This is a genomic window from Bradyrhizobium sp. CCBAU 051011, from assembly GCF_009930815.1.
Lineage (GTDB): Bacteria > Pseudomonadota > Alphaproteobacteria > Rhizobiales > Xanthobacteraceae > Bradyrhizobium.
In genome coordinates this window covers 6342530-6366848 of the sequence record NZ_CP022222.1, presented here as the reverse complement: position 1 = coordinate 6366848, position 24319 = coordinate 6342530, and the positions used below count along the sequence as shown (strand labels likewise).

31 protein-coding genes and 1 pseudogene are annotated in these 24319 nt (G+C 60.4%); 13 read left to right on the top strand and 19 right to left on the bottom strand.

Annotated features, from left to right (window positions below):
- Positions 1-260 precede the first annotated feature (260 nt).
- Positions 261-1553 carry a YwqG family protein gene (locus ACH79_RS29785; RefSeq protein ID WP_161854113.1) on the top strand — a complete coding sequence of 431 codons (1293 nt, stop codon included), beginning with the start codon at positions 261-263 and terminating at the stop codon, positions 1551-1553.
- Between the two features lie 252 nt (positions 1554-1805).
- On the opposite strand, the gene ACH79_RS29780 is transcribed toward ACH79_RS29785, so the two are convergent.
- The 3 genes and pseudogenes from ACH79_RS29780 to ACH79_RS29770 form a co-directional block, all read right to left on the bottom strand.
- Positions 1806-2171: a hypothetical protein gene (locus ACH79_RS29780; RefSeq protein ID WP_161854112.1), complete on the bottom strand. Its 366-nt coding sequence runs from the start codon at positions 2169-2171 to the stop codon at positions 1806-1808.
- Between the two features lie 697 nt (positions 2172-2868).
- Positions 2869-3321, bottom strand: coding sequence for a lipocalin-like domain-containing protein (locus ACH79_RS29775; RefSeq protein WP_161854111.1), 453 nt, complete (start codon positions 3319-3321; stop codon positions 2869-2871).
- Between the two features lie 60 nt (positions 3322-3381).
- Positions 3382-3808: pseudogene (locus tag ACH79_RS29770) on the bottom strand (hypothetical protein).
- A gap of 440 nt (positions 3809-4248) precedes the next feature.
- Here ACH79_RS29770 and ACH79_RS29765 point away from each other — a divergent pair.
- The 3 genes from ACH79_RS29765 (at position 4249) to ACH79_RS29755 (ending at position 5898) form a co-directional block, all read left to right on the top strand.
- The gene (locus ACH79_RS29765) at positions 4249-4911 is read left to right on the top strand and encodes an SOS response-associated peptidase (protein ID WP_161854110.1); all 663 of its coding nucleotides are present in this window, start codon (positions 4249-4251) and stop codon (positions 4909-4911) included.
- Between the two features lie 371 nt (positions 4912-5282).
- Entirely contained in the window at positions 5283-5483 is a 201-nt protein-coding gene (locus ACH79_RS29760; RefSeq protein ID WP_161854109.1) for a hypothetical protein, read from the top strand.
- A gap of 202 nt (positions 5484-5685) precedes the next feature.
- Positions 5686-5898 (top strand): hypothetical protein, encoded by a 213-nt coding sequence (locus ACH79_RS29755; protein WP_161854108.1) that lies wholly within the window; start codon positions 5686-5688, stop codon positions 5896-5898.
- 148 nt (positions 5899-6046) lie between these two features.
- Here the strand turns inward: ACH79_RS29755 and ACH79_RS43230 are convergent, their stop codons facing one another.
- From ACH79_RS43230 to ACH79_RS29690, 15 genes are all read right to left on the bottom strand, one after another.
- Positions 6047-6217, bottom strand: a complete 171-nt coding sequence (locus ACH79_RS43230; protein ID WP_202639063.1) for a hypothetical protein — start codon at positions 6215-6217, stop codon at positions 6047-6049.
- A 662-nt stretch (positions 6218-6879) separates the two neighbouring features.
- Entirely contained in the window at positions 6880-7803 is a 924-nt protein-coding gene (locus ACH79_RS29750) for an MBL fold metallo-hydrolase (RefSeq protein ID WP_161854107.1), read from the bottom strand.
- Between the two features lie 53 nt (positions 7804-7856).
- Positions 7857-8246 carry a cupin domain-containing protein gene (locus ACH79_RS29745; RefSeq protein WP_161854106.1) on the bottom strand — a complete coding sequence of 130 codons (390 nt, stop codon included), beginning with the start codon at positions 8244-8246 and terminating at the stop codon, positions 7857-7859.
- Between the two features lie 64 nt (positions 8247-8310).
- Positions 8311-9063, bottom strand: a complete 753-nt coding sequence (locus ACH79_RS29740) for an SDR family oxidoreductase (protein WP_161854105.1) — start codon at positions 9061-9063, stop codon at positions 8311-8313.
- Between the two features lie 51 nt (positions 9064-9114).
- Positions 9115-9777, bottom strand: coding sequence for an SDR family NAD(P)-dependent oxidoreductase (locus ACH79_RS29735; RefSeq protein WP_161854104.1), 663 nt, complete (start codon positions 9775-9777; stop codon positions 9115-9117).
- Between the two features lie 175 nt (positions 9778-9952).
- Positions 9953-10906, bottom strand: coding sequence for an AraC family transcriptional regulator (locus tag ACH79_RS29730; RefSeq protein WP_161854103.1), 954 nt, complete (start codon positions 10904-10906; stop codon positions 9953-9955).
- Between the two features lie 515 nt (positions 10907-11421).
- Positions 11422-12348, bottom strand: coding sequence for a catalase family peroxidase (locus ACH79_RS29725; protein WP_161856643.1), 927 nt, complete (start codon positions 12346-12348; stop codon positions 11422-11424).
- 221 nt (positions 12349-12569) lie between these two features.
- Positions 12570-13343, bottom strand: coding sequence for a hypothetical protein (locus ACH79_RS29720; RefSeq protein WP_371419295.1), 774 nt, complete (start codon positions 13341-13343; stop codon positions 12570-12572).
- A 161-nt stretch (positions 13344-13504) separates the two neighbouring features.
- A complete protein-coding gene (locus ACH79_RS43225; protein ID WP_202639370.1) occupies positions 13505-13777 on the bottom strand; it encodes a hypothetical protein in 273 nt (90 codons plus the stop codon).
- A 305-nt stretch (positions 13778-14082) separates the two neighbouring features.
- Entirely contained in the window at positions 14083-15066 is a 984-nt protein-coding gene (locus ACH79_RS29715) for a helix-turn-helix domain-containing protein (RefSeq protein ID WP_246738192.1), read from the bottom strand.
- 119 nt (positions 15067-15185) lie between these two features.
- Complete coding sequence (locus ACH79_RS29710; RefSeq protein WP_161854102.1) at positions 15186-15680, bottom strand: MaoC family dehydratase; 495 nt, start codon at positions 15678-15680, stop codon at positions 15186-15188.
- 65 nt (positions 15681-15745) lie between these two features.
- Positions 15746-16231: a hypothetical protein gene (locus ACH79_RS29705; protein ID WP_161854101.1), complete on the bottom strand. Its 486-nt coding sequence runs from the start codon at positions 16229-16231 to the stop codon at positions 15746-15748.
- 53 nt (positions 16232-16284) lie between these two features.
- Positions 16285-16611, bottom strand: a complete 327-nt coding sequence (locus tag ACH79_RS29700) for a hypothetical protein (protein WP_161854100.1) — start codon at positions 16609-16611, stop codon at positions 16285-16287.
- A gap of 47 nt (positions 16612-16658) precedes the next feature.
- On the bottom strand, positions 16659-16847 hold the full coding sequence (locus ACH79_RS44365; RefSeq protein WP_161856641.1) for a hypothetical protein: 189 nt from the start codon (positions 16845-16847) through the stop codon (positions 16659-16661).
- Positions 16848-17074: 227 nt separating this feature from the next.
- Positions 17075-17971, bottom strand: a complete 897-nt coding sequence (locus tag ACH79_RS29690; protein WP_161854099.1) for a LysR family transcriptional regulator — start codon at positions 17969-17971, stop codon at positions 17075-17077.
- A 237-nt stretch (positions 17972-18208) separates the two neighbouring features.
- Between ACH79_RS29690 and ACH79_RS43220 the strand changes: the two genes are divergently transcribed.
- The 3 genes from ACH79_RS43220 (at position 18209) to ACH79_RS29680 (ending at position 19491) form a co-directional block, all read left to right on the top strand.
- Positions 18209-18349, top strand: a complete 141-nt coding sequence (locus ACH79_RS43220) for a hypothetical protein (protein ID WP_202639062.1) — start codon at positions 18209-18211, stop codon at positions 18347-18349.
- 84 nt (positions 18350-18433) lie between these two features.
- Entirely contained in the window at positions 18434-18742 is a 309-nt protein-coding gene (locus ACH79_RS29685) for a DUF1127 domain-containing protein (RefSeq protein WP_161854098.1), read from the top strand.
- On the top strand, positions 18733-19491 hold the full coding sequence (locus tag ACH79_RS29680; RefSeq protein WP_161854097.1) for a sulfite exporter TauE/SafE family protein: 759 nt from the start codon (positions 18733-18735) through the stop codon (positions 19489-19491). Before ACH79_RS29685 ends, ACH79_RS29680 begins: the two co-directional genes overlap by 10 nt.
- On the opposite strand, the gene ACH79_RS29675 is transcribed toward ACH79_RS29680, so the two are convergent.
- A complete protein-coding gene (locus tag ACH79_RS29675; RefSeq protein ID WP_161854096.1) occupies positions 19479-19664 on the bottom strand; it encodes a hypothetical protein in 186 nt (61 codons plus the stop codon). The genes ACH79_RS29680 and ACH79_RS29675 overlap by 13 nt on opposite strands.
- 175 nt (positions 19665-19839) lie before the next feature.
- Here ACH79_RS29675 and ACH79_RS29670 point away from each other — a divergent pair, with 175 nt between their 5' ends.
- The 6 genes from ACH79_RS29670 to ACH79_RS29645 are packed head-to-tail and all read left to right on the top strand — an operon-like array spanning position 19840 to position 24203.
- Complete coding sequence (locus tag ACH79_RS29670; RefSeq protein WP_161854095.1) at positions 19840-20241, top strand: hypothetical protein; 402 nt, start codon at positions 19840-19842, stop codon at positions 20239-20241.
- Positions 20242-20252: 11 nt separating this feature from the next.
- On the top strand, positions 20253-20489 hold the full coding sequence (locus tag ACH79_RS29665) for a hypothetical protein (protein WP_161854094.1): 237 nt from the start codon (positions 20253-20255) through the stop codon (positions 20487-20489).
- 24 nt (positions 20490-20513) lie between these two features.
- The gene (locus ACH79_RS29660) at positions 20514-22568 is read left to right on the top strand and encodes an FUSC family protein (protein WP_161854093.1); all 2055 of its coding nucleotides are present in this window, start codon (positions 20514-20516) and stop codon (positions 22566-22568) included.
- The gene (locus ACH79_RS29655) at positions 22565-22774 is read left to right on the top strand and encodes a DUF1656 domain-containing protein (protein WP_161854092.1); all 210 of its coding nucleotides are present in this window, start codon (positions 22565-22567) and stop codon (positions 22772-22774) included. The genes ACH79_RS29660 and ACH79_RS29655 overlap by 4 nt, the downstream gene beginning before the upstream one ends.
- On the top strand, positions 22771-23214 hold the full coding sequence (locus ACH79_RS29650) for a DUF983 domain-containing protein (RefSeq protein WP_161854091.1): 444 nt from the start codon (positions 22771-22773) through the stop codon (positions 23212-23214). Before ACH79_RS29655 ends, ACH79_RS29650 begins: the two co-directional genes overlap by 4 nt.
- A complete protein-coding gene (locus tag ACH79_RS29645; RefSeq protein ID WP_161854090.1) occupies positions 23211-24203 on the top strand; it encodes an HlyD family secretion protein in 993 nt (330 codons plus the stop codon). The genes ACH79_RS29650 and ACH79_RS29645 overlap by 4 nt, the downstream gene beginning before the upstream one ends.
- Positions 24204-24319: the final 116 nt, after the last annotated feature.

The following is a 24319-nucleotide window of genomic DNA, read 5'->3' as shown; positions in this document are numbered from 1 at the left end:
CGGCCAACGATGTGCAGCAATGAGTTGGAACGTACTTTTCACACGAAAAGTCGAATATGGGTGATCAGAACGAGTGCAAATGACCGATATAGCGCGGCCGCACTGATCGCTGAACTTGAGCATCTCATAGCCAACAAGACCGGCAATCGATAGTTCGGCGCGCACCGTACTATCGCCGCTCTTTTAAGCCATATGATCCTGCCACGTTGAGACTTCGATGCTAGGCGCTCGGGTCGAGTGCCGCTAACGAGCCCGAGCCGATGCGTTTGTCCGTCTTTATCGCGCTCCTGATTGCCTATGTGGTCGGCTGCATGGCGGTGGCCTTCGTCGCCGTCTGGGTGATCGAGCATATCGTCGGTGACCTGGGGCCCGACGTCAGCACCATCGTCTTTGCGATCATTGTTTTCGGGCTGGTGACTCAAGTGATGCGGGTCCTCCAACCGCTCATGCTTCGCTCGCACGCCAAGCAGCATGCGAGGAGCGTGCAGCTTGTCACGGCGGCGAGAGCAAGCGCGGCGGAGCTACCTCAGTGGTCCAACCGGCCCGAACTGGAAGCGGCCCTGCGCGGTGCCGGGCTGGCAGAATGGGCACCACGGCTCGCCGACTTGGCGAGACGTTGCATTCTTCTCGTCCCAGGCCCGATCGCCGAAGACGTAACACCCATCGGTGCATGCCGCCTTGGCGGCCAGCCTGACATGCCGGCGGATGTGGATTGGCCGTTGCGACCGCCCTTCCCGCCGCGACGGAGATTGGTAGCCGGACCGCCACCGGGGCACATCCTGCTTGGTCGCTACCATTGGCTTCATCGGCTCTTCCGCAGCCGGCAATGGAAGCAAGTGGTTCAGCGCTGGGAGCGCTCGCACCAAGTCGAAGCCGAAGTGCGCAATCGCGAATGGCCGCTGAGTTTCGTCGCGCAGGTCGACTTTGCCGAACTGCACGCCGTGTGCGCCTTGGACGACTTCCCCGCTACCGGACGGCTACTGTTCTTTTGTGATGAGTTCGATTGGCCGTGGGGGGAAGCAGAGGATCAGGCGCGCGCGCGGGTGATCTTCACGCACCAACCCGTCGAGCGCCTGGAGCGCAAGCCAGTCCCTCCGCAGTTCAATGAGCCGGTCGCGCGAGAACTGATGCCGAGAGGTTGGGCATTCAAGCCGCGCATCTTACGCCCGACAGCATGGCTCTTGCCTCCGCACGCCGCTTTCATCACGCAGCACAATTGGCCGGGCTGGAGCGATGCGCAACACGACGCGTATCGTCAGTTCTGGGAGCGCCTTTACACGCAATATCCCGACATGTTCGGCCACGGTGAAGCCGTTCATCAGGTCGGTGGCACGGCGTGGTCCATTCAAGACCCAGTCGAAGCGGAATGCGCAAGATTCGCCGGCGACCCTCCGGAGCGCGCCGATGGCTGGCAGCTCGTTCTGCAGATCGACAGCGACATCGAAGTCGGGATGGAGTGGGGCGACGTCGGAAGGCTGTATGTCTGTGCTCGCAAAGAGGATGTTGCGGCTGGGCGCTTTGATCGATGCTGGACCGTGATGCAGTGCTACTGACGGACCGGCCAGTCGCCTAGCCGCGCCGCTGCCTCGCCGCGAGCAGCGCATCGGCGGCAGGAAGGCGGCGGAACAACTCGACACTCTCAAGAGCCTGCCACCTTGCTTTCGGATAGCCGTTTCTCGCCATACAGGGCCGAAACGACTGCATCATCTTGAGCAGCGCGCCGAACCAATGGTGCGCCACAGCGGCGAAACCCTTCTTTGCGAACTTGTGATCAGGGTCGCGGTCAGGACGGGCTCGATGCAAAGCTAAGTTTCTGCGCGGCGGCGCCACCACGTGAGCCCGCCAGCGAAGACCCAGTTGAAATAGATGAGAGCGATAACCGACCCGGCTAGGGGACCTTGCAAGCGCCAATAATTAAGGAAGTAGTGCGTGCCTTCGGATAGCGTTGCATATGCAGTACCCGCGAGCACGACGCCTGCGGTAACAAGCAGTCCATTAGCAATATGGAGTGAAGGTATAGTGCGCAGTGCGTTGAGCCAAGCGGCAAACGAGATAGGAGCCAATGGCAGGCAACTGAACGCGCCCGCGATCCACCCGTGGCCAGCGCCAGCGAAGGCGATGAAACCGAACAGTAGCAACGCGCCGAACAGCGAGGCGATGACGTATTTCATGCGCGTCTAAGTTCCGGGGCAAGTCCGCGCGGCCTCGGTTCGCGGTTGTCTCGTGATTGCACGGGACAACTCGACACTCTCAAGAGCCTTGCCACCTTGCTTTCGGATAGCCGTTTCTCGCCGTACAGGCCAAAACGACTGCATCATCTTGAGCAGCGCGGGCCGCAAGTGTGCCGACAAGGCCAATAACACCCCCCGAGATGTAGAGGCTCTGAGGCGTGGCGGCGGCAGTGCCGCCACGCACGAGCAAAGCAACAGCAGACCAAGTACTGAACAGCTTCGCGCAAGGCCGGTCGTTGCTATGTTTTTCCACAGCTGACCACCCCGACCCAACTCGTTCGCGGTTTCGAATGTATACCAAAGCTGACGCGCCCTGGCCGTGTCGGCATTGCAACAACCCTGATATTCAACGTTCACGCGATCTTGAGGAACTGCAGCGCAGGCAGGGCGATGTCGGGCTCGCAATCACCCTCGCAGCCGCGCGAGCAGGCGCATCACCTACTCAACGGATGATCAGGTGCTTACCGCAGAAGCGATCCGAGCACCCTCAAGCACAACTCTGATCTGTCGTCCGCTCCGGGTCAAAAGGCGACCTCGGCTGGCGACCGCACAAGGTCCGCTTTACCCCCAACAACGGACCTCGGAGAGGACGGGAGCGATGTCCGTTTCGAGCCAACAGGCGACTTGGCAGGTTCAATCAATTCGCACGCTTCCAAATCACGTCAACTACGTCGCCGTCCGATGGACGAACAGTCAGTGTCAACTGTTCTCCGGCAATCGCGACAAAACGCTTCTGGTCTGTCCCATTCCAGTTTGGAAAGGAACTGCCAACGACGTGAATTGCGATGCTGCTATCTGCCTCGCTTATCGAATATGTCCCGAAGTATGTGATCGTGCCGTCGGCTGTTTCTTTGTTTTCGTCAGGGGTGCCCTGCCATAGGGCACTGCTCGCGTATTTGGCGCGATCTGCTCGCATCACGGTGATGATGTATCGCCCACCCGCATCAAAGAAAGCGATGCCCTTCGGGCTTGTCCCATAACGCTCGACCTTGGTGCCATCACCTTTTCTCTGCTCCCACGAAAGCAGTGTCCAGGTGCCAACCAGTTGCTCTTTCAACGATTGTTTCTGGCCGAGCGCGTCGAATGTCATGATGGACGATCCAAAGGCCGCGATAGTGCAAGCGGCGTCCGCTTTTCCTTGCGATGTGGCTCAGCGTTCTTCATCAGGATGCACCCACTTGTACGGAGTAATCTCCCGCCGCTCGGTCAACTTGATCATCCGAACCGGCGGCTTGTAGCGGCGCGTGCCGCAGGATCGGCAGCGGAACGACGGCTCTAGCTTCCAGATCGGCGTATCACGCGCCCTGCGGATCGCATCCAAAGGCAGGCTCGCCCTTGTCTTGCATCGACAACACTCGATCTCCAGCCAGCCGTAACCACCATTGAGGCATTGGCTTATCGTCGGAGACGGCTGGGCCGGACCACCATAGCCTTCCATGCGGACCGACCAATGCTTCCGCCTCGGCGCGATCCGCCGCACGGGCAGCCTTCCTAGCCTCTTGGCGGGCTGTTTGGGCGCGCATATCCGCGCCCATGATCCGGCTACCCCAGATGACCTCGCGTGTCTTGGTGCTCATGGATGGCAATTACAGCGTCACCTGAGCCTCTGAGCAATACACGAGACCTAGCTGCTCATCGGGCCTGTGCCGCACTACCTTGGTCAAGCGCGTCGCTGCGCTCCTGCCAACGGTAAAACTAGGAGGGCGCACAACGATGGCTCGGTGTTGCCTTTGAGTAACCCCTGCTCTGCTCACCAAGCGATAAGGTCAGCCGTTTTTTAGGAGTCAGGCATATGGATGTATATTTGAACACCAGACGTGATCTGCTCGTTGTGAAGAAGGGATGTCCCATCCCTCCCGTCGCGGCGCTGGGAAGCTGGCGCAAAAGTAAGAAGCGGGTTGTCAAAGTCAGTGATGAGATCAGGTCAGCTCTTCAGACGCAGGGCTACTACATGCGCAAGCTAAGGGACCTACATCACAGCAGAGACTAGCGGCGAGTATCGCGGCGACTTCGACAAATGTGCAATCTCTACAGCATCACGACGAACCAAGAAGCCATCCGCGCACTGTTCCGCGTGATGAACCGCTATGTCGGCAACCTCGCGCCGATGCCGGGCGTGTTTCCCGATTATCCCGCACCGGTCGTTCGCAATGCAGGGACCGAGCGCGAGTTGGTCATGATGCGGTGGGGCATGCCGCCGCCACCGCGCACTGGTGGCCCGCCAGTGACCAACATCCGCAACACCTCCTCGCCGCATTGGCGCGGTTGGCTGAAGCCGGAGTACCGCTGTCTGGTGCCGTTCAACAGCTTCGCTGAATACGCGCCGGAGCCGAACCCGGAGACCAAGAAAAAAGATGTTGTCTGGTTCGCGATCAACGACGATCGGCCGATGACCTGCTTCGCGGGCATCTGGACCGAGTTCAAGGGCGATCGTGGCACAAAATCGAAGCCGATCCCCGGCCCTCATAACGTCTACGGCTTTCTCACCACGTCGCCGAACGCCGTGGTCCAGCCGATCCATCCGAAGGCTATGCCTGTCATCCTGATGACGGATGAGGAGCGCGATGTATGGATGCGCGCGCCATGGGATGAGGCCAAGGCGCTGCAGCGGCCGTTGCCGGACAATGCGATCAGGATCGTCGCCAGAGGCGCAGACAAGGAAGACAAGGTTGCCGCATGAATGCGGCCTAAGTTGGCGGGCCGAATAGGATGTACAGCAGGAGAACGATCATCGCCGCGGTCGCGATTGTTTCCAAAACAATGCCGGGAATCGAACGTTGCATATCGCATCGTCATCGTCTCAGGTAGCGTTGTCTTCCCGATAGACAACATACGGCACGACCCCGCGCAAATTCCCGACAAGGATCAGGGAAGTGGCCGAGCCACCCAAGGTTATCGACGCCGCCTGTTAAGGTGATGGACGTTGCCTGTCCGATAGCGAATTTCAAGCTGTCAGGTTTACGGTCACCGCGACAGCGACGAATGCCCTAGGAACTGACCTCACCGCGCCCCGTTGCCTCCGGGCAAGAGAACGGAGCATCGGCGAGGCTCATGGTAGCATCGTTGGGATTACCACATTGGCTGATGATCGCAGGAACCTTGCTGGTGGTCGCCGGCTTTGTTGGTGTCCTTGTCAGCGGACAGAAGGCGAAGGAAGTTGAGTCATCTTCCGACGAGCCGACCGATGCTTCCCACCAGCAGATGCCGCCTTTGCCGAGACTCCTCGACTCAAGGCCAAAGAACAACGCCTAGTCACAGGTTGGGATTCTCAACGGGTCTTCGACCTTCGGCGCGCTGTAATCAAAGCGTCACAAACCTGCGGCAGGGTTAGCTAGCCGGCATTTCAGCAGCCGACCGGGGAAATACCAATGTCGCCGAGCGAATATACTCCGCTCTGACAGGCGTTGCGTCAAAACAAAGGAAATAAACCCCATTCGTCAAAGGACGACGATAGATGATTGATCAACAGTTGGCTCGATTGCGTACGCATCGCAGTAATATTCAACGCTATCGCAACTTATTGAAAACGAGCCTGACAGAACTTGAACGGCAGTTTGTCCAAAAGCGCTTGACCGAAGAGCAATCAAATCTGGAGAGCTTGGCCAGCTCCCTCCCCGATGACTTTGGCGGGTGGAAAGTCGGTCGTTCGGACAGCCGCCTGGCTTAGGCGGTGCGTGCTTGCAAGTGGCCTGCCAGCGTGAACCGGCTGCAACTTCCCACTATGTGCATTGCGCGTTGAGCCGACCCCGGTGAACATGAGCCGTCGCTGGATTGACTTAGCGACAGCTCTCTGGCGCTACGTTCCAGGGCCCCGCCTAGCTGTGAAGTTCTGACTTGTGGAGTGGTAGTCGCAGTTCTGCGGCTCGCTCCTGCTTTGCTTTCTTTCGAAACTCTCGTTCTTTCCGCTCGAAGTCGATCATCTCTTTTTGCGCCGCTTCAAGGAAACGTTCGCGTGGTGTGTTTGCCAATTGAGTGTGTTCCGTCATCTACGCAACCCTGTACTAGCCTCAAGGCACCATACTCAGAACTGCGAAACCGGGAAAGAGTTCATGACAGTGATATTACAGAGTCCAATTTTTGGACCCTGACGAGAGAACTCTAATGTGCGTGAACGATGTTGATACGAGCGACGGTTTGTTTCGGCGGACCAAGCGTCGTCCATATTGCCAGGCCCAACAACAGCGCTACGGCGCCTAAGCGCAATCCAAATCCGTTCATGGCAATGCTCAAAAAATGGACTGGTGGCAATGCAGAGATGTTAGCCAAGTATTGCGCCAAATTTGTGAAAAGGTCCGCCAGTCTGGAGCGGCTGATTTGCCACTTTTCCCGATCGCGTGAACTGGATCACAACGTCTCGCTCTCGCCGTCGGAGAATGCGGGTTACGGAGGGCTCAGGCATTGACGAAACCTGCGAAGCACATCCCCCGTATCCGCTCTGTGGTTAGGAACCAACACTCGGCACATAGTGGCGCCCCCTAGCTGACTGTCCCCGAGGCTTGGAGATAGCTTATTGGCGCCGGTGCAGCGTAGAAAATCCGGGGCCGCGGCTTGGCCCGCCAGCGTGAACCGGCGGGCTCTGATTTGTCGGACAATCATACTTTTTCAATGCGGCGCACGTCGTCTGGTTCGGCCCTAACCCAACAAGCGGTCAGTAGTCCCAGGGGACCGGTACAAAACGAAAGGCGTCGCCGGCGACCGCCACATGGCCGACGGACGGGAACGGCATGTGGGTGGCCACCAGCAGGCTGCCGTTCGCCGCCAGCTCCCGCAACAGACTGGTACGAACGCGGACCGCCTCCTCGGGGTCGTGTTCGAAGCCGTTGAACCAGTCGGGGTGTTCGAACCCGACCGTGAACACGAGGTCGCCGGCGAATGTTAGCCGGTCGCCGCCGGAGGTCACGCGAACGATGCTGTGCCCGGGCGTATGGCCGCCGGTGCGCGTGACGACCACTCCCGGCGCCACCTCGTACTCATCCTCGAACGTCCGCAACTTGCTGCCGTACTCGGCTACGAACTGCTTTGCCGTCTTCCGAAGCGCATCCGGGAAGCCCGGCGGCATGGAGACGCGGGAGAAATCGGGCGCCTCCCAGAACTTGACCTCGGCGGCCGCCACGTGGATTCGCAGGTCGGGACGCAGCCGCTCCTTCACCCCGTCGATGAGCAGCCCGCCAACGTGGTCCATGTGCATGTGGGTCAACACCACGTCGGTCACGGATGGGAGATCGATTCCGGCGGCTTCCAGTCGATGGATCACGTGACCGGACTTCTCAAGGTCCGGAAACTCCGTTCCCATCCCGGCGTCGACGAGTATGGTCCGGCCGCCGCTACGCACCACCACGACGTTCAGCGCCCAGTCGAACGCGTCCGGCGGCAGGAAATTGTCCTTCAGCCAGGCCGCCCGGACCGCCGGCTCGGCGTTGTGCGCCAACATCGCGCCTGGCAGCAATAGCACGCCATCGCTGATCACCAGCACGTCTATCTCGCCGACCCGCAGCGCGTAGCGCGACGGAACCAGCTCGTCATGCCCCGGTTGACCGGGATGTGAGGTATGCGAGGTGTAGTCTAGGCTCATGTTTGTCTCCTGTTGTTCGCCCCACCTTTCACGTACTTGGGTTGCCGTAACAGTCACTGTGCGGGCACGAGTGCCGGGGCGCCCTTGTCCTTGATCAAGAGCACCAGGAATTTCGCCGGCTGGGTGCCGCTTGCGTTCCGGTCGACGACATGAACGTCATCAGGACCTTCATAGAAGCTCTGTCCTGGTGTCAGTGTGACCTCTTGGCCACCCTTCAGCTGCATCACGACGGAGCCCTCCAGCACGTACACAAAGGCATGCGCATTGTGTCTATGGATAGCGCTCGATCCGCCGGGCGCATGCTCGACTGTGATCATCAGTGCTTCCCTGCCGGGATTCTCAGGAAGATCCTTGGACATGAGTGGCGTGACCTTGGGCTCCTGGGCCACCGCCGTGCCGGTCATCAGGCACAGAAGAACCAACGCAGCGAGTTTGATCGTCATGGTCGCCTCTTTCGTTCGTTGCCCGGGACGCTCGTGACAGACCGGGCGTACCTCCGATGCGGGATCAGGCGGCTGCCTGTGAGCGGCGAAGCCATTCGTCGAGACCGATGCGGCCGAGGCGCGCCTCGCCCAACGGCACGAGCGAGTGCTCTTCAACCGGACCGCCCCAGTATCGAGCCTCGGGATCGCTCACGACCTCGCGCGGGTCGCCAACCGCCTTTAGATAGCGGGCGATGATTTCGTTGAACGGCGCTCGTTCCGGGCCGGCGATCTCGACGATGCCATTGCGCGGTGGCGCGAGTGCCACATCCGCAACGTTGGCAGCAACGTCATCCGCCGCAATGGGCTGAAACAGGATGGGCGGGAGCCTGACTATGTTTCCGTCCGCACTTGAATCTGCGATGCCGCGGACGAATTCCAGGAACTGGGTCGAGCGGACGATGGTGTATGGGATGCCGGAGGCCTCGATCAGTTTCTCCTGGGCGACCTTGGCGCGGAAATAGCCATTGTCTGTCCGGTCGATTGCGACGATTGATAGTGCGACATGGTGCCGGACGTCCGCTGCGGCCTCCGCCGCGAGCAGGTTGCGGCCCGAGGTCTCGAAGAACTCCAGCACCGCCTTGTCCTCGAAAGAGGGCGAATTGGCGAGGTCGATCACCACCTGCGTGCCGGCCATGGCCTCTTTGAGCCCCTCGCCGGTGATGGTGTTGACGCCGTTGTTGGGCGAGGCGGCAAGGACTTCGTGGCCGCGCTGGCGCAGAATGGCGACGGTCTTCGAGCCGATCAGGCCGGTACCGCCGATCACAACGATCTTCATGGTTGACCTCCCTTATGGTGTTGTCGAAAGCACCTGGAATCGCTTTGCTGGTCATGCACTCGCGGGGGCGTAGTTCGCTTCGACGGTCCAGGAGTCCTTTGGCTGGCTGTACAGATGCCAGAAATGTTCGGCCACCGAAGAGGCCTCCTTCGATTCCGGGGAAACGAACGTGGAGACAGTTACTGTCGCGACGTGAATTCCCTTTTCGCGGAACGGTTCGAAAAGCGCGTGAGCCAAAGCGCGAATGCCGGCCTTGCCGATGCTGATCGAGAGATAGTCCGGGCTGGGAGCGAGTGCGAAGCCACCTCCCGTCAGCAGGATCGAACCCGACTTTTGCTCTTCCATCTTCGGGGCGACCGCCTGAGCGGCGACGAGCGCTCCGCCGATGTTCACGGCGAGATCACCATTGAAGCTGTCGCGCGGCTGTTCAGAGAGGGTCGCCTTGCGCTTGGATGCAGCGTTGTAGTGCAGGACGTCGATCGAGCCGTGCTGTCTCTGAACTTCAGCGACCAGTTCCGCGACGCTGTTCGGATCGCTCGAGTCCACTTTGCGAACGTCAGCCTTGTACCCTTTTGATGTCAGCCTTTCGGCCAGCTCTTGCGTCTTGGCGACGCTCCGAGCGGCCAAGATTATTTGGAAACCTTCCTTGGCAAAGCGTTCGGCGGTCGCGAAACCCATCCCGGGGCCCGCGCCGATGCTGAGAAACGTCTTCATCGCCTGTTACCTTTCGACGCTGCACTTGAAATCGGTGATGCCATTGTTGCCGAAACTATCCACCCCATGCTCGGAAGCATTGTCGTTTCCCCCGTTACGGCCGCCCGTCGTTCATGCCATCCGCGTAACGACCCTTGCATTTGCCATTCACCAAGTTGGCGTCGGCAAAACATGTTCACCGGATGCGTCGCCGCCAATCGCTCGGGGTCTCGCCGGTCAGCTTCCTGAATGCCGCAGCGAAGGCAGTCTGTGAGGAATAGCCAAGCGCGGCTGCGATCGAGACGACTGACGCGTCAGGATCGCGCAGCATGTTCATGGCCTGCTCAAGCCGGTGCTGGCGCAGCCAGGCATGCGGCGACAGCCCGGTGCTTTCCTTGAACGCGCGGCAGAAGTGGAAGCGCGATAGGCCCGCATCCGCCGCCAGCGCGGCAAGCGATACGTCGGAATCGCTATCCGAACGCAAGCGTTCGATGGCGCGACTTAGCACCTTGGGCGACAGCCCGCCCATGACCGGCTGGAACGTTGTGGGTGAACCGACGTGCGCCGCCAGGAGGCGCGTGGCGAGAAGATCCGTCAGCTGATGCCTGAACAGCGAATCCAGCGCCGCGCTGCCTTCAAGTGCATCCGCAGCACTGAGGAGCAACCGGGATGTAACGGGGTCGGGATGAACCGTTCGCTCCACAAGGTCGGCAGGAGCGGCTACATCGGCTTCGTGGGCAACGCGCTGGAGCGTCGTGTGCGGCAGGTAGAGCTGAACGACATTCAGAGGCTGGTATATGTCCCATCGCGAGCTCGAACCGGCCGGAATGACCGTCACGGTCCCGGGACGCGTCATTCCATTCACAAATTCTTTCCCGTTACGGCGCTCGAACCGCACCGGCCCGGCGGGGAAGCTCATGATGACGTGATCGGCCATGGGCGCGACGACGTCGTGCAGGGGATCGTGTTTCCAAAAGGTGATCGCGCCGCTGGACGGGTCTGAGGCCATGCGAACGGGCTTGGTCTTGAGCACGCGCGTCATTTCCGCATCGGCGTGAGGACGCTCGCCGATCGGCAAATCGCGCTGCTGCGCCCGGGAAATGTCTGGCTGATGCTCTTGCGAAAGAACGCGCAGAACCTGCTTGCTCATGGGCCTGTCCTCGCCGTTGAGGGGGGCACCTTGATCGAACGTTCGGCACGCGTTCTAGGCGCTGTGCAGGTACGGAGTCTATCCCAAAGCGGCCGTGTTTTGCCTAAACCTGCTCCAACCCACCTGCCTGCGACCAAAGTCGCGGTCAAATGCGACGAGCGGCCGTTTGCCGATATCGAAGGCGGCACGTATAAATGCTCCGCGCATTGTCACGGACGGACAACAGCGCTGACATTCTTGAGCACGATAACGGGCTTGGTGTCACGGACGCCAATCCGGTGCAGGACGATTGTGCGCGGCTATCAGATACCGCTCAACAGCATCGCGAGCGAGCGATACAATCCGACTTCACTGCTGTGACCTGCCGCTGAGGGAGAACGCGATATCGGCCGGGTTCGCCAATCAAAGCCACTTTACGAGGGAGCCTTGGTCGGCAACCAGCCCGGAGGCGTGGCGCCGCGGAGTGCGCGGCGTTCCCGAGGGCGAGGCATGCCCCGGTAGGCCAGGCATCTCATTCAGCGGCGTTTCGCGAATGAGATGGTGCAGGCGGCGTGGCGTGCCGCAAAGATCTCATCTGGCGGATGTCCGATACCTTCAGTGAGATTCGCTGGATCGAACATGATTGCATCGCACGCTTCGTTTGGCTCGATACCGGTGATGACGATCGTTCCCAGCCGCACCTCCTCGCAGCGGTCCTCGTTAGGCCATCGGATCGTTACGTCCATGGTGGGGTCGCCGGGACGGTCGAGCAGCGCCATCACGCTGAAGCGGATATCGCCTGCACGAATCCGGTTTTCGAGATCGTCGTGCAGGAAGTCGGCAGGCTTCATCCTGGCCTCCTCCTCCGTCAGCGTAACGTTCCCGCCGACCGGAACGACCTTGAACTTGATGAAGCGCGTCTCGCCTCTTGAATTCGTTGCGGGAAAGGAGTGCACGCCCCAATAGGTCGTGCCGGCAAAGCTCCCGCGCGGCGGATGCGCAGCGATGTAGCTTGCCTGATGCAGCGTTTCAGGATTGGCAACGGAGAATGCCCTGACGTTCTCCAGATCCGGCCCTCCGTTCGGTCCCGGAGTGCGCGCCTTGAGGAACGCCAACATCTGGTCGAGCGTCCTCGCATAATGAACCGGAGCGCTTTGTGTGAGAATGTCCGAGCGCTGATCAACGGCCCCGAGCCTGAAACTGAAGCCGCGCAGCACAAGTTTGTCGGCATCCGCCACTTTCGGATTGCCGCCACCCACCGAGAAACGCGCCAGCACGCGTGATGGTCTCGTGAAGCTCAGGGATCTCGTAATCTCCTCCGCCCGACCCGATGGGACATACGTGCCGCGGACGCATCGGCCCCTCGCAAAGCTCGCGCGTGCTTTTGGTGAATCACCGGCTTCTGCCTTCAGCGCGTCGACGATCGACGCCGGCGTGGCGAACCCGGTCGGGAATTGGGACAATGGCGTTGGCGTGGACATCGCGATGGTCTAGCGAACCAGGCGTGCTGCTGCGCCAGCGCGATTGAGGTACTTGCAGAGCGATTGCTGCTAACGCGAATTCCTGTTCGTCGGCTTCAGCGCACAACCCTCCTTCGGAACCGCGCGGCCATCATTGGTCGACTCAGAGGAAACTGCGGTGCCCTTCGAGATAACCGGAGGCAGTACCTTCGAAAGGCTAGCCGCTACTCTTGCCCAGCAGACGCCGCCGCCGTGCTTACGAACCGACCCCGTACCGATTTGGGCGGCAGCTCGACCCCCGCTGCGTTGGGGCTACCCAGCTGAGCAACCATGTCGGTATTGACGAGATTGGTCAGCCGCAATTCCTCCCGAGACAGTTCATGTAAAGTTTCCCACGGCGGCACGTTCAGCGATAGTGCCAGCAGATCACCCGTGCCGCCCATGTCGAAGGTGTACTTGGCGAGACGTCCGATATCGCGCTCCACGATCATCAGATCATTTGCGCTGTAGCTCGCGGCCCGCGCATTGTCAGCGCGGTCGCCCATCCAGATCTGATGCACACGGACATGCGCCTGTTCCGGCAAGTAGCGCAACTTGCCTGACAGCAGCAGAAAAGCGCACATGGACTCGCAATAAGCCTCCGGCGACACGTGGGCGCGCTTGCCGCGCGCGCTTTCGGTCGCCCCGACGGTGGTCACCATCCCGAGCTCCCGGAACCGCCTTCCGAGCGCGATCGAGTCGTTGACCGAGCCGCCGCTGGAGTCCAGCACGATCGTCGCGCCGCCGAGCTGTCGGCCGCGGGCGAATTCATCAAATTCCATTGGACTGCCGGCGGTCACTATACCGACCGCGCTGACCCAGCCCCGGCAATTCGGCTGGCAATCGACCCAGGTGAACGTCATCGGCAGTTTGCGCACTTCGAGGGCGACGCCGGCATGCACCGAACCGCTCAGCATAGCCACCAATACGATGCAAAGACCGGCGCCAACGAGCAGCATCCAACCTCGGATTTCGGCCCAACGAGCGTGATCAGAGGCTCGATGGGAGAGGCGGGCCCGCTCCGACGACCTAGTCCTCGAGACTTTCGCCAGTCTGATCGAGAGCGAAGCAGCAAGCAGGAACACCGGTATCACGAACATGATGGCGGAACCTCGGCCGGCTATTGGGTTGGCTTATCTGCATCGCGACGGCGTACATATGCCGGCGACATCTGGGGGTGCCCGGCTGGCGATACGGCTTCAGAACCGAAGCTTTGCCAGGGTTGATGCTTGGTCCGCCATTTCGGGGCGGGGCCGCGCATGTAGTGCCGTTCGGGTCGGTAGCTGTCGCGCACGTCCATGATCAGGTCGTGAACGACGCTGGCGAAGTCGGATGCTGACTCAGCCGTCTTGCGAGCGAAACCTGACAACGTCGTCGCATCTATGATACTCATCATCGAACTCCTTAGTCGTCCTGCCGTCCGATATCGACGCTAGGCGACTTTGCCGCAACACAGAAAAGTCGGGAGCTGTCCTTCCAAACTATGGAAGGATACGCGGGATCGTTTACTGCATGGACCATTCATGGCGCCCCGTGAGCGCATTCGATGGGAATTGCCAGCACTTTGCTTCGAACTCGCCGCTAAGCGATGGGCTGCATGCTTTGCGTCACATGCTGTCGTATTGTCATCTGTCGCTGTTGAGCGCAGCCCTACGACGCCACCGGTCTTGAAGCCTGATACGGTTGTGACCTGCAGAGTCAGGCCAAACTCGCGAACGGTTGCCTAATGACAGTCAGTGACTTTACCGGCTCCCGCGATCCAAGCTCCCGACGATATTGGCCGGGTGCCTGACCCGTTGCTTGCCTGAATGCGCGTGTGAAACTGGCTTGGTCGGAAAAGCTTAGCGACAGTGCAATATCCACCAAAGATCGCTGACCCTGCATCAACAAGGCCTTCGCGCGGTCAAGGCGCTTGGCGCTTACGTAGCGATGAGGAGGTTGCCCGACGGCTTGCTTGAAGGCACGGGCAAAGTGGTATCGGCTCAGACAAGCAATGGATGCCATGCGCTCTAAGCTAAGATCGCCTTCCAGGTTCGCTTCTATGTAATCCAGCACACGCAAGAGTTTGCGCCGATCGAGCCCTTGAACGGTGTGGCGAGGAAAGGATTGAGCGGAAGATGCGGTGACATATTTTTGAACCAGCCTCGCCGCCAGACTGGATGCGAGGGCTCCAATGAGCAGGCCGCCGGCGGAGGTTTCACTTTGGAGCTCCGATGCAATCGCAAATCCGATCTCGGCCAAAAGTGGATCTTCGAATGCTCTTTCGTAGGATAGCGCGCTGACTGCGGCCGGGTCGACATCGACTTCGAAATTGCTCGGCGAGAAGTGGCTGACCGGAAGATAAATATGCAAAATCCCCGTCAGATCTTCGGCGATATCAACCGAACCTTCCTGCAAACCAGGAGGAGAGAGCCAAACTGTACCTCGCCTTGCGATTACCCGGCTTTCGACGCCTGGAGCCCGCCGCGTGACCAGCGCCCCATTGCCGTGGGTATCAACGCAAATCCTGATATCGGATTGTGGGGTCCTCCATGGGATCACCCCTTTGCGAACGGTTCGACACAGTTGGGCCGACAGGCCGGACCAACCTCGATCCGCCGAAGATGACAGCATTCCTTCGAAACCGTAATCCGCCAATCCATATCGGCTCACAGCGGCCGGCTGATCATGATGGATTTCCAAGACACGCTCCTACAGAGTTGGCCTCAACTTGCTCGGCCCGGGATCCGGGAAACCGCTGTCGCGAGATAAGCGACATCTCGAATGTTGCCCGATTGTCTATGTTGCAAACCGAGCTTGCCTCACGCTGCGACTTTGCGCGGTACAACAAGCTTGGCCTTCTGAATCAGAACGACCTCGCCGCGCTGGTTTATCGTCCGGCTGAGAAGGACTATCGTGCCGCGATCGGGTCGCGAGCGCGATGACGTGACTTCAACGACTTCGCTCTCAACATGGAGTACGTCTCCAGGGCGGGTCGGTGCCGGCCAACTCAACTCTCCCCCGGCGCCGACGAAGCCGCCGGCGAGTGGCGGACCACTCTCGACATTCAGCCGCATCGTGATCGCGGCGGTGTGCCAACCGCTCGCCGCCAAGCCCTTGAAAAACGTGCGCTCAGCGGCTTGCTTGTCCGTGTGAAAGGGCTGCGGATCAAATTGAACCGCGAATGCCTTAATCTGCCCTTCGTCCAGCCTGTGCGTCCGGCTGGTAAAGCGTTGTCCGACATGAAGGTCATCAAGATACAGTTGGGCCCGCGGGGCACTGGTTGCAGCCTCGCTGCTCACTTGAAACATAGTCATGTCTACCTCCTCTGGCCGACGATGGTGACAGTCACTTCCTGCTGCTTTCGCCTGCTACCCACTGCTCAGGCTGCGAGGCTGGAATTACCTGCGTCCACGTGTTCAGCCTTGTTGTTGCGGGCTTCGATGGTCTTGACGGAGTTTTCAAACGCCTTTTCCAAAACCCGCCTGCCGATGGTCCCAAGCACGAACCCGAGGAGCCGCCCCATCAGAGTTTTGCCATCGCGTATGACAACCACATCAATGTCGGTCGTTCCGTTAGGCTGACGAGTGAAGGTGTAGATGTGACCCGACGCGCCACCCCACACGTTGGATTCGGTCGTTGTGAGGACGACGCGATTAGGATCGGACCAATCGTAGTGCAGGCGCTCCCAGATGCCGCCCGAGCCTTCCGTAACATCGGCCTGCGAGCTCTCCTTATGGTGCACCTGCAGGTATTCATCAGCGCTATTGCCGAAGATTTTCGAGCGGCCCGGCCCGAAATCGGTGAGTCCGGCGACGTACTGCTCGGGTGTGGCAGTGGTCGTCCGATGAAGGTGGATGGTGGACATATGTAGTTTCCTTATTCCATTGCGCTTAGCGACTGCACTGGTTCGAGTCGAAGTCAGTTCGTGGTCGCGTTCGCCTTGCGAACAAGAACACTGTCGCCCTTGCGGCTGATCTCGATTGCATCCGCTTGCTGCGGCGTCGAGAGGACCACGCGCTGGCCAGATGCAAGTACGGATACGACACGGATCGGCGTTCCTGCCTCGCCCTGCGCAAGAGTGGTGACGACGTGAAACCCATCGCGCTCGACAGTGTAGTAAGCGATCCCCGATATCCCGCCGAGGTCGATGCTCTTGCCCTCGATCGGACGCAAGCCATCAGCATGGGCGGCCGTCAGAGAGGCGATACCGAATGCAGCGGCGAAAAGCATGTTGCGGATTGGCATAGCGATTTCTCCTAATGGTTGACCGTCGAGCACGGCCAGTTTGTTGATCACGACACCGGTTCGCCGCCCTGATGAATCCAGGTTCCATTGACGGAATGAACTATTGGAGTGTCGTCGCGCTGATCGTGGACTGAATCGGCCGGCGGGAAGACGCTGTTGTATCTCGCGCGGGCTTCTCGTATCAGGCGGAGTCGTTCGCGCTCGGCCTTCGGGATAAATCGGATAACTTCACCCATATTCGCCTCCATCTGTATTGCCGTGTTCCGGCGGGTCATAGCTGGCAGATGGGGCGAAAGGCCTGAGGCAACAGGCGGGGAAATCGGAAGTCATCCTTCCGAATCTTGGAAATCCGGACCAACACCGCCAGCCGAAGAACCCGGGCGGAGATTGCGTGCAGACGCGGTCCGCTTTTGGCGCCTAAGCGCCCGCATTCTCTGAGCAGCGGAGATCGGAGTGTCGCGGCCTACTCCGCGAAGGCTCGCTTCAGCCGCGGTGCTGCAAAGTCCAGGAAAGCCCGTACTTTGATCGGCAGAAACCGGTTGGCCGTATACACGAGGTTGACCGGCATTGCCGGCGGCTGGAATTCATCCAGCACGGTTGTCAATGCTCTTTCTTCGGGAGCAGCCTCGATTTGATAAGCAAAGGCTATGGAAATTCCGATACCAGCCCGGGCCGCGGCACAAGCCGCTTCAGCGCTGCCGACGATGAGTCGCGTATGCACCGGCGCCGCTATGGTCGCCCTGCCTTTGACGAATGTCCAGACATCGGGTGGCGAGAAGCCGGGATAACTGATGCAATCATGTCCGACCAATTCTTCCGGCGTGCGAGGCGTTCCACGAGCCGCCAGATAGGCGGGACTGGCGCACGCTACTCGGCGCGTCCTGCCGAGCCGCAACGCAATCAAGCTCGAATCCGGCAACTCGCCGATGCGCACCGCGACATCGATTTGCTCCTGAGCCAGACTTAGCTTCTGATCGGTGGGGATCATTCTAACTTTGATATCTGGATAGGTCTTGAGGAAGTCCGCAATGATCGGCATAAGAATGACGCGCCCAAGGCCCAATGGGGTCGTCACCGCCAGCTCGCCGGTCGGTGCGGTATATTCACCGGACGCTGTACGCTCGGCTTCGGTCACATCAGCGAGAATGCGCTTGCAGGCCGCAACGTAAGAAGTGCCTGTATCCGTCAGCACGAGCTGCCGGCTCGATCGGTTGAAGAGCTTCGTCCGCAGGTGAGACTCAAGCTCGGATACGTTGCGGCTGACTGTTGTGAGCGGTGTTTTCAATCGCCGCGCCGCCGCGGACAAGCTGCCCTGCTCGACCACGGTCAGAAAGGTCGACATCGCTTCGAGGCGATCCATTGCATCCCCCTTCCGATATTTGGAAGAACGTCTTCCGATTTTGCCATAGCGCCCCGGAATTCGGAAGGCAGCATCGATCCCCGGCAGGTCGCGCGCACGGACGTCCCTTTCAAACGACCTTCCGCTGCCCGGAAGGACCGTTTCCACGGACGACCACTACACGGGGTCGCGTATCCGGCAGATCTTCATGGACGACGGCGCGTGAAGCCGGTCCTCGAAAACTGTAAGGAGAGTTCAATGACAAGACCTTTCGAATCCTATCGTTACGAGATCCAGCACGGCGACGATGCCGACTTCGTCGCGTACCAGCGCAAGTCGAGCGATGGCGCCTGGCAGACGATTTCCTCGTGGATGATCCCGGAGCCGGCGGATCATTGAGGCGGTTGGGCGGAGCCCCCGTCAGCCGGCCGTGACGAAAATCGCCAGGTTGCACTGCATGGCCCCAAGAACATTGGACTACAAATGCCCGTCATCCTCTCGACCATCGTGCTGCCTGCCGTCACGACCGGGCTGGACTCCTGTTCCGGCCTGCTGAGCACGGCTTGTGATCGGATCGCTGACCACCTCGGCCGGCGGACCGCCGTGGCATGCCTTCACGATCTCGACGACCGCGCGCTGCGGGACATAGGCCTGACCCGTTTCCAGATGGAGGCGGCTGTCTTCGGCCGGGTGACGCATTCGGACAAAACGGACGAATTGATCTCGGCCGCCGCAACATATCCAGGCGGATGCCAACACGCGCCAACGCTGGAGGCGGCACCATGGAGCTGACGGTCGCCACGATCCTGGTCACCTTTGCCGGCGTGTTCCTAATCTGCTTCATGAAGGGCGCGTTTGGTGGCGGATTCTCAATTATTGGCATTCCGCTGTTGTCGATCGTGATGGACCCGGTCACCGCCGGCGGCCTTCTCGCTCCATTGTTCATCGCGATGGATCTGTTCGCCCTGCTCTACTGGAAGCCTTCGACGTGGTCGAAGCCGGACCTTCTAGCGCTGTTACCGGGGCTCGTGACCGGCATCGGACTAGGCTATCTGCTATTCCGCTTCCTGGACCACCGCGCCATCGCGATCGCGATGGCCGCGATCACCCTGATCTTTGTCGTGCTGTGGCTTGTTGCAGGCGCAGAGGTGACGACGCGCCCACGTTCGACGCCGAAGGCGATCACCGCCGGCCTTGCCTCGGGAGTCACGACGATGGTGGCGCATTCGGGCGGACCGCCGCTTGCGATGTATCTGCTGCCCCTCGGCCTCAGCAAGGACGTCTACGCGGGGACGACCAGCCTGTTCTTCACCGTCGGCAACGCGACCAAGGCGGTGCCCTGGCTCCTGCTGGTGAAGCCAACAGGTAACGTCTGGACATTGATGGCGCTTTGCGTGCTCGCCATTCCCGCTGGCGTGTGGGCCGGCTGGCGGCTGCACGGAAGTTTGGACCAACGCCAGATTTATCGGGTCTGCTACGGATTGTTGGTCGTGACAGCGCTGAAATTACTGTGGGACGGAGTATCCGGCTATCTCGTGTGAGTCAGCGCCAAGCGCCTCGAGCGCGCGAAAGCGTTGTTGATCCATGGCGATCGGCCCTTGGTGGACACAGCGCTGGCGCTCAGCTTCTCCAGCCAAGCCAATTTCACGCGAGCCTTCAGCAGGCGACGGGTCAGCGCCAGGTCAATATCGTCAAACGGCTGGATCGCAACCATTCCGGTTCTCTCTGACGGATGCCAGGCAATCGCTTTCGGTTTTTGGCCTGAACCTGCATGTCGCTGGCGCGCCAGTCATCAGCAACAAATGACAAGGCGAGAGCACGCAATGCAAAGCCGGTGGCCCGTCATACCATTATGTTCGCCTTGGTAAGCCACCGAGGGTCTCCTCGCCATGCCGATACGTCAGTACTTTGTTTGGGTGGGCAGTGTCCTTCTCGTGGCGCTGTTGGCCGCCGATTGGTGGCTTCCAGGTCCCGCTGATCATTCACATTCCGCGATTGCTCCCAATGCGAGGGTCAATCTGCGAATCCATTCGGACCACAAATGGCCGGAACGGGTGGTGTTCGATACCGCGCATTCGGGAATGCAACTCGCCACAGAATTTGGATCCAAGCTGGATGTCGTTCCGGACCAAGACCTCATCCAGCCCGAGCAACGCAGCCCACTCGACGCGTTCGCAGCGATGGAAGGGGCTCAGGCCACGTCGACAGCAACAAATGACAAAGCATCGGCAATCCGGGCAAAGCCGCGGCCGCTCGGACCTCGTATGACAAGTGCAGCCAAAGCCGACTGACGGGAGCTGACATGAACGACTTTGTGACCCTCGCCATGCTCGCCGCCAAAGTGCTGTGCCTCATGGTGTTCGTGACCGTCCTGAAGCCCGACGGCAGCATCGGCGCCGTCCGGACACCGACGCACCTCGGCCACTGCACCGAGGCGTCCGGAAATGCAGGCATGTGGGCTAGCGTTCTTCCCAGCAGCTTCGCAAGCCAACGTCGGTCCCTGCATTGCAGTTCCGAGCGGGATGCGCTGCTGAAATAACAATCCGCGGATGTCACAATCGTCATGACCCAGCCTTCCTCATTCTGGAATCGACATGCCGCCCTCCTCTTTTCGCTGAGGACGTTTGCAGCGGCGATGTCGGCATTCTCGATCGCGCTCCTGCTGGACATGCCGCGTCCATACTGGGCGATGGCCTCGGTCTACATCACCGCCAACTTGTTCACCGGGGCGACCTACTCTAAAGCCGTCTATCGCGTTCTGGGGACGCTGATCGGAGCGGCAGGCACGATCATCCTGGTCCCGAACCTCGTCAATGCGCCTGAGTTCCTCAGCCTCGGCATCGCGCTCTGGGTCGGCATTTGCCTGTACCTCTCGCTGATCGACGGCACACCGCGCAGCTATGTGTTCATGCTGGCAGGCTACACCGTGGCGCTGCTTGGGTTCCCAATCGTTGCAACGCCTCAATCGGCTTTCGACATCGTGGTCGCCCGTGTGCAGGAGATCGGGCTTGGCATCCTCTGCGCGAGCGTCGTTGCCATGATCGTGCTGCCACGAAGCGTAGCCTCTGGCATCACCGCGCAAGCCGATACCTGGCTCGCCGGTGCACGCCGGCTTGGCCTGGACGTCCTCACCGGCCGTGGCAGCGAACAGGATAGGGACCGCGAACGCATCCGCCTCGCCGCCGCAGCGTCCGAAATCGACCAGCTTGGGCGCCATCTCGGCTATGAGGTCGCCGCTTCCACGAATATTGCGCAAGGCTTGCAGCGCCTGCGACAGCACATGCTGTCGCTACTTCCCCTGCTCGGATCGATCGAGGACCGCAAGCTCGCACTCAATTCGGACGAAGAAGCGTCGACGCGCGTTGCCGCAATCTGCGCAAGGACCGCGCGATGGCTCGAAGACGGCAGCCGCAATGGTCAGGAGGCCGATGCGTTGCGCGCAGCACTTGACGAGGTTCGGCCCGTTCTGGACGTGGATGCGGGCTGGACCGACATCACGGTCGCCGGTCTCGTCATCCGGCTGCGCAATCTTGTGGACGTCATGCAGGATTGCCGGCTTTTGCGCGCGGCGATCGCCGATGGTCGCCATCCGGATTCGCTTCCGCTCGTGTTCAGACCTGACAGGTTGACCATGGCCGTCCCGCACCGGGACCACGGGTCTGCGCTCCTCACTGCCGCGTCCGTGGCGCTTGCCGTGCTGGCTTGCAGCATGTTCTCGATCGCGACCGGCTGGTCCGACGGCGTCGTCGCTCCGCTGTTTGCCGCCGTCGTCGGCAGCTTCCTCGCCGGCGCAGACGACCCACTTCCGACATTCCGCAACTTCTATGGCCTGTTTCTCATCGTCATCGCCATACATGGAATCTACCTTTTTGGCGTGCTGCCGCGGATTACGACGCTGGAAATGCTGATTGCCGCACTCATGCCGACTTTCCTGTTGTTCGGCTGGATGGCTGCGCGGCCCGCGACAGCGCGCGTCGGCTCAATACTTGCCATCTACATCTCAGTGCAATTGGCGCTGACTGAAAGCTACTCGGCCGATTTCTCCCTTTATGCCAACTCAAGCCTGGCGCTTATGTTGGGCGTCGCACTGACCGGCGTGATCTGCGGCATCGTTCGCCTGCTCGGGGCTGAGTGGATCGCAAGTCGATTGCTCCGGAGCAATTGGACAACGCTTGCTGCGGTCGCAGAACGCAAATCGGACCAGGATCCTTTTGCCCTTGCCAGTCTGATGCAGCATCGCCTGGCGTTACTTGCGGCGCGGATCACCGTGGTTCCTGCCGAGGCAAGGAGCGACGCCGCAAGTCTCCGCCAACTTCGAACGGCGCTGAATGTTCTCGACATCAGGCGGGTGAGCCCCGGCTTGTCGCGCCGCACAAGGGCGGCGATCGAAGCGTTCCTCGCTCGTCTTGCTTCGATTTGCAGGGCCCAACCTACGGGCCGGCTTCCCGATGCCCTGATCGGACAGCTCGACGACACGATCGCATTCACGTTGCGGGATTCATCGGGCGAAGCCCACGATGAAGTGCTTGTGAGTCTCGCCGGCATTCGTTCCGGGCTTTTCCCGGAATCGCCGCCCTATCAACCGCAGGAAATCGAACAGAGGACAATCGCGGCATGAAATACCAACTCGATCTGTTCGGCGTGATTGTCCCGAACCTCCTGCTCTGGAGCGTGCTTGCCTATGTCGTCGCTCGCGTAGTGAGCAAGGTGATGGGGCGCGTCGGTTTCTATCGTCACGTCTGGCATCCCGCACTGTTCGATTTCGCCGTTTATGTCTGCATCGTCACCAGCTTCGTCTTCGCTTCCAAGGAGTTTTTCTCATGACCACGCCTGTTTCGTTTCCGAAAGCCCTGTGGCGCGGATTCACGATGAAGTGCCCGAACTGTGGTCAAGGCCATCTGTTCGGCCGCTTCCTGAAGGTGGTCAACAGCTGCGAGGTTTGCGGCGAGGATTACACGGCGCAACGCGCAGACGACCTTCCAGCCTATCTTGTGATCGCTGTCGTCGGCCACCTTGTCGTGCCGGCACTCCTTGCCGTCGAGATGGCCTATTCACCTCCCGTTTGGCTTCAATTGCTGATCTGGGTACCCATTACCGGGCTTGCGGCATTGCGTTTACTGCAGCCCGTGAAGGGGACAATTGTTGGCTTGCAGTGGCAGACCGGGATGCATGGCTTCGAAGCCGCCAGGCGCTGCCGGGATCGAGAAAACCGCGATAGTGCCGTGCCCCTGCCTAACGTCGCCTCCAAGGAGTTGGTGTCATGAAAACCCTTCTGAATTCGCTACGCCGCTTCGCGGTGACCGGTGTCATGGTGCTTGCCGCCATGTGGGCCAGCTACAGGCTGTGGGATTATTATTTTCAAGCGCCCTGGACCCGTGATGGTCACGTTCGCGCCGACGTGGTGCCCGTGGCTCCCGATGTCTCCGGCTTTGTGAGCGAGGTTCTGGTTCGAGACAACCAGCAAGTACAAAGCGGTGACGTGCTGTTCCGGATCGATCGGGCCCGGTACGCCATCGCGCTGGAACAGGCCGAGGCGGTGCTGGACGCCAGACGCGCCACGCTCGACAATGCCAATGCCGACCTGAAACGCTACAGTGCGCTGACAACCGATGTCGTTGTTTCCAGGCAGAGGATGGATCAGGTCGTCGCCACGCAAGCTACGGCAAAGGCAAGCTTTGATCAGGCGGTCGCGGACCGCGCTCTTGCGAAGCTTAATCTCGATCGCAGCGAGGTGCGCGCCTCCGTCAGCGGCATCGTCACCAATATGGAGCTGCGACCGGGCGCCTACCTCACGCCCGGAAAGGGTGTGATGGCGCTGCTCGATACCGACACGCTGCACGTTCAGGGCTATTTCGAGGAAACCAAGCTGCAGCGCATCCACATCGGCGACCCGGTCAAGGTGCGGCTGATGGGAAGCAGCCATGTGTTGCAGGGCACGGTGGAGAGCGTCGCGGCCGGTATCGAGGACCGGGATCGCAGCGCCGGTTCTACCCTGCTCGCCAACGTTAATCCGACCTTCAACTGGGTGAGGTTGGCGCAGCGCGTTCCGGTCCGCATTGCTCTCAACCGCACCGAGCGAAACGAACTCGTTGCGGGAGCCACCGCAACCGTCGAGGTGCTCGGTTCGGCGCCACGCGACGACGCGACGGAAGCGAAGATGAACGAGGCGCCCCGCAGCACTCTAGCTGCCGCGTGGCGCGCGCCGCGATCGCATTCTCTCCATCGCGCGGCTGAGAATCCGCAAGTCAGATGAACTTGGTTCTATTAGAATGTTGGTAGCCTTTCTGGCAATGGTAAGCGGCGGTATCTTCGCGGCCCATGTTCTCGACGCGCTGTGCACGAGCCACCACGCGGCTGATTTGCGGGCTT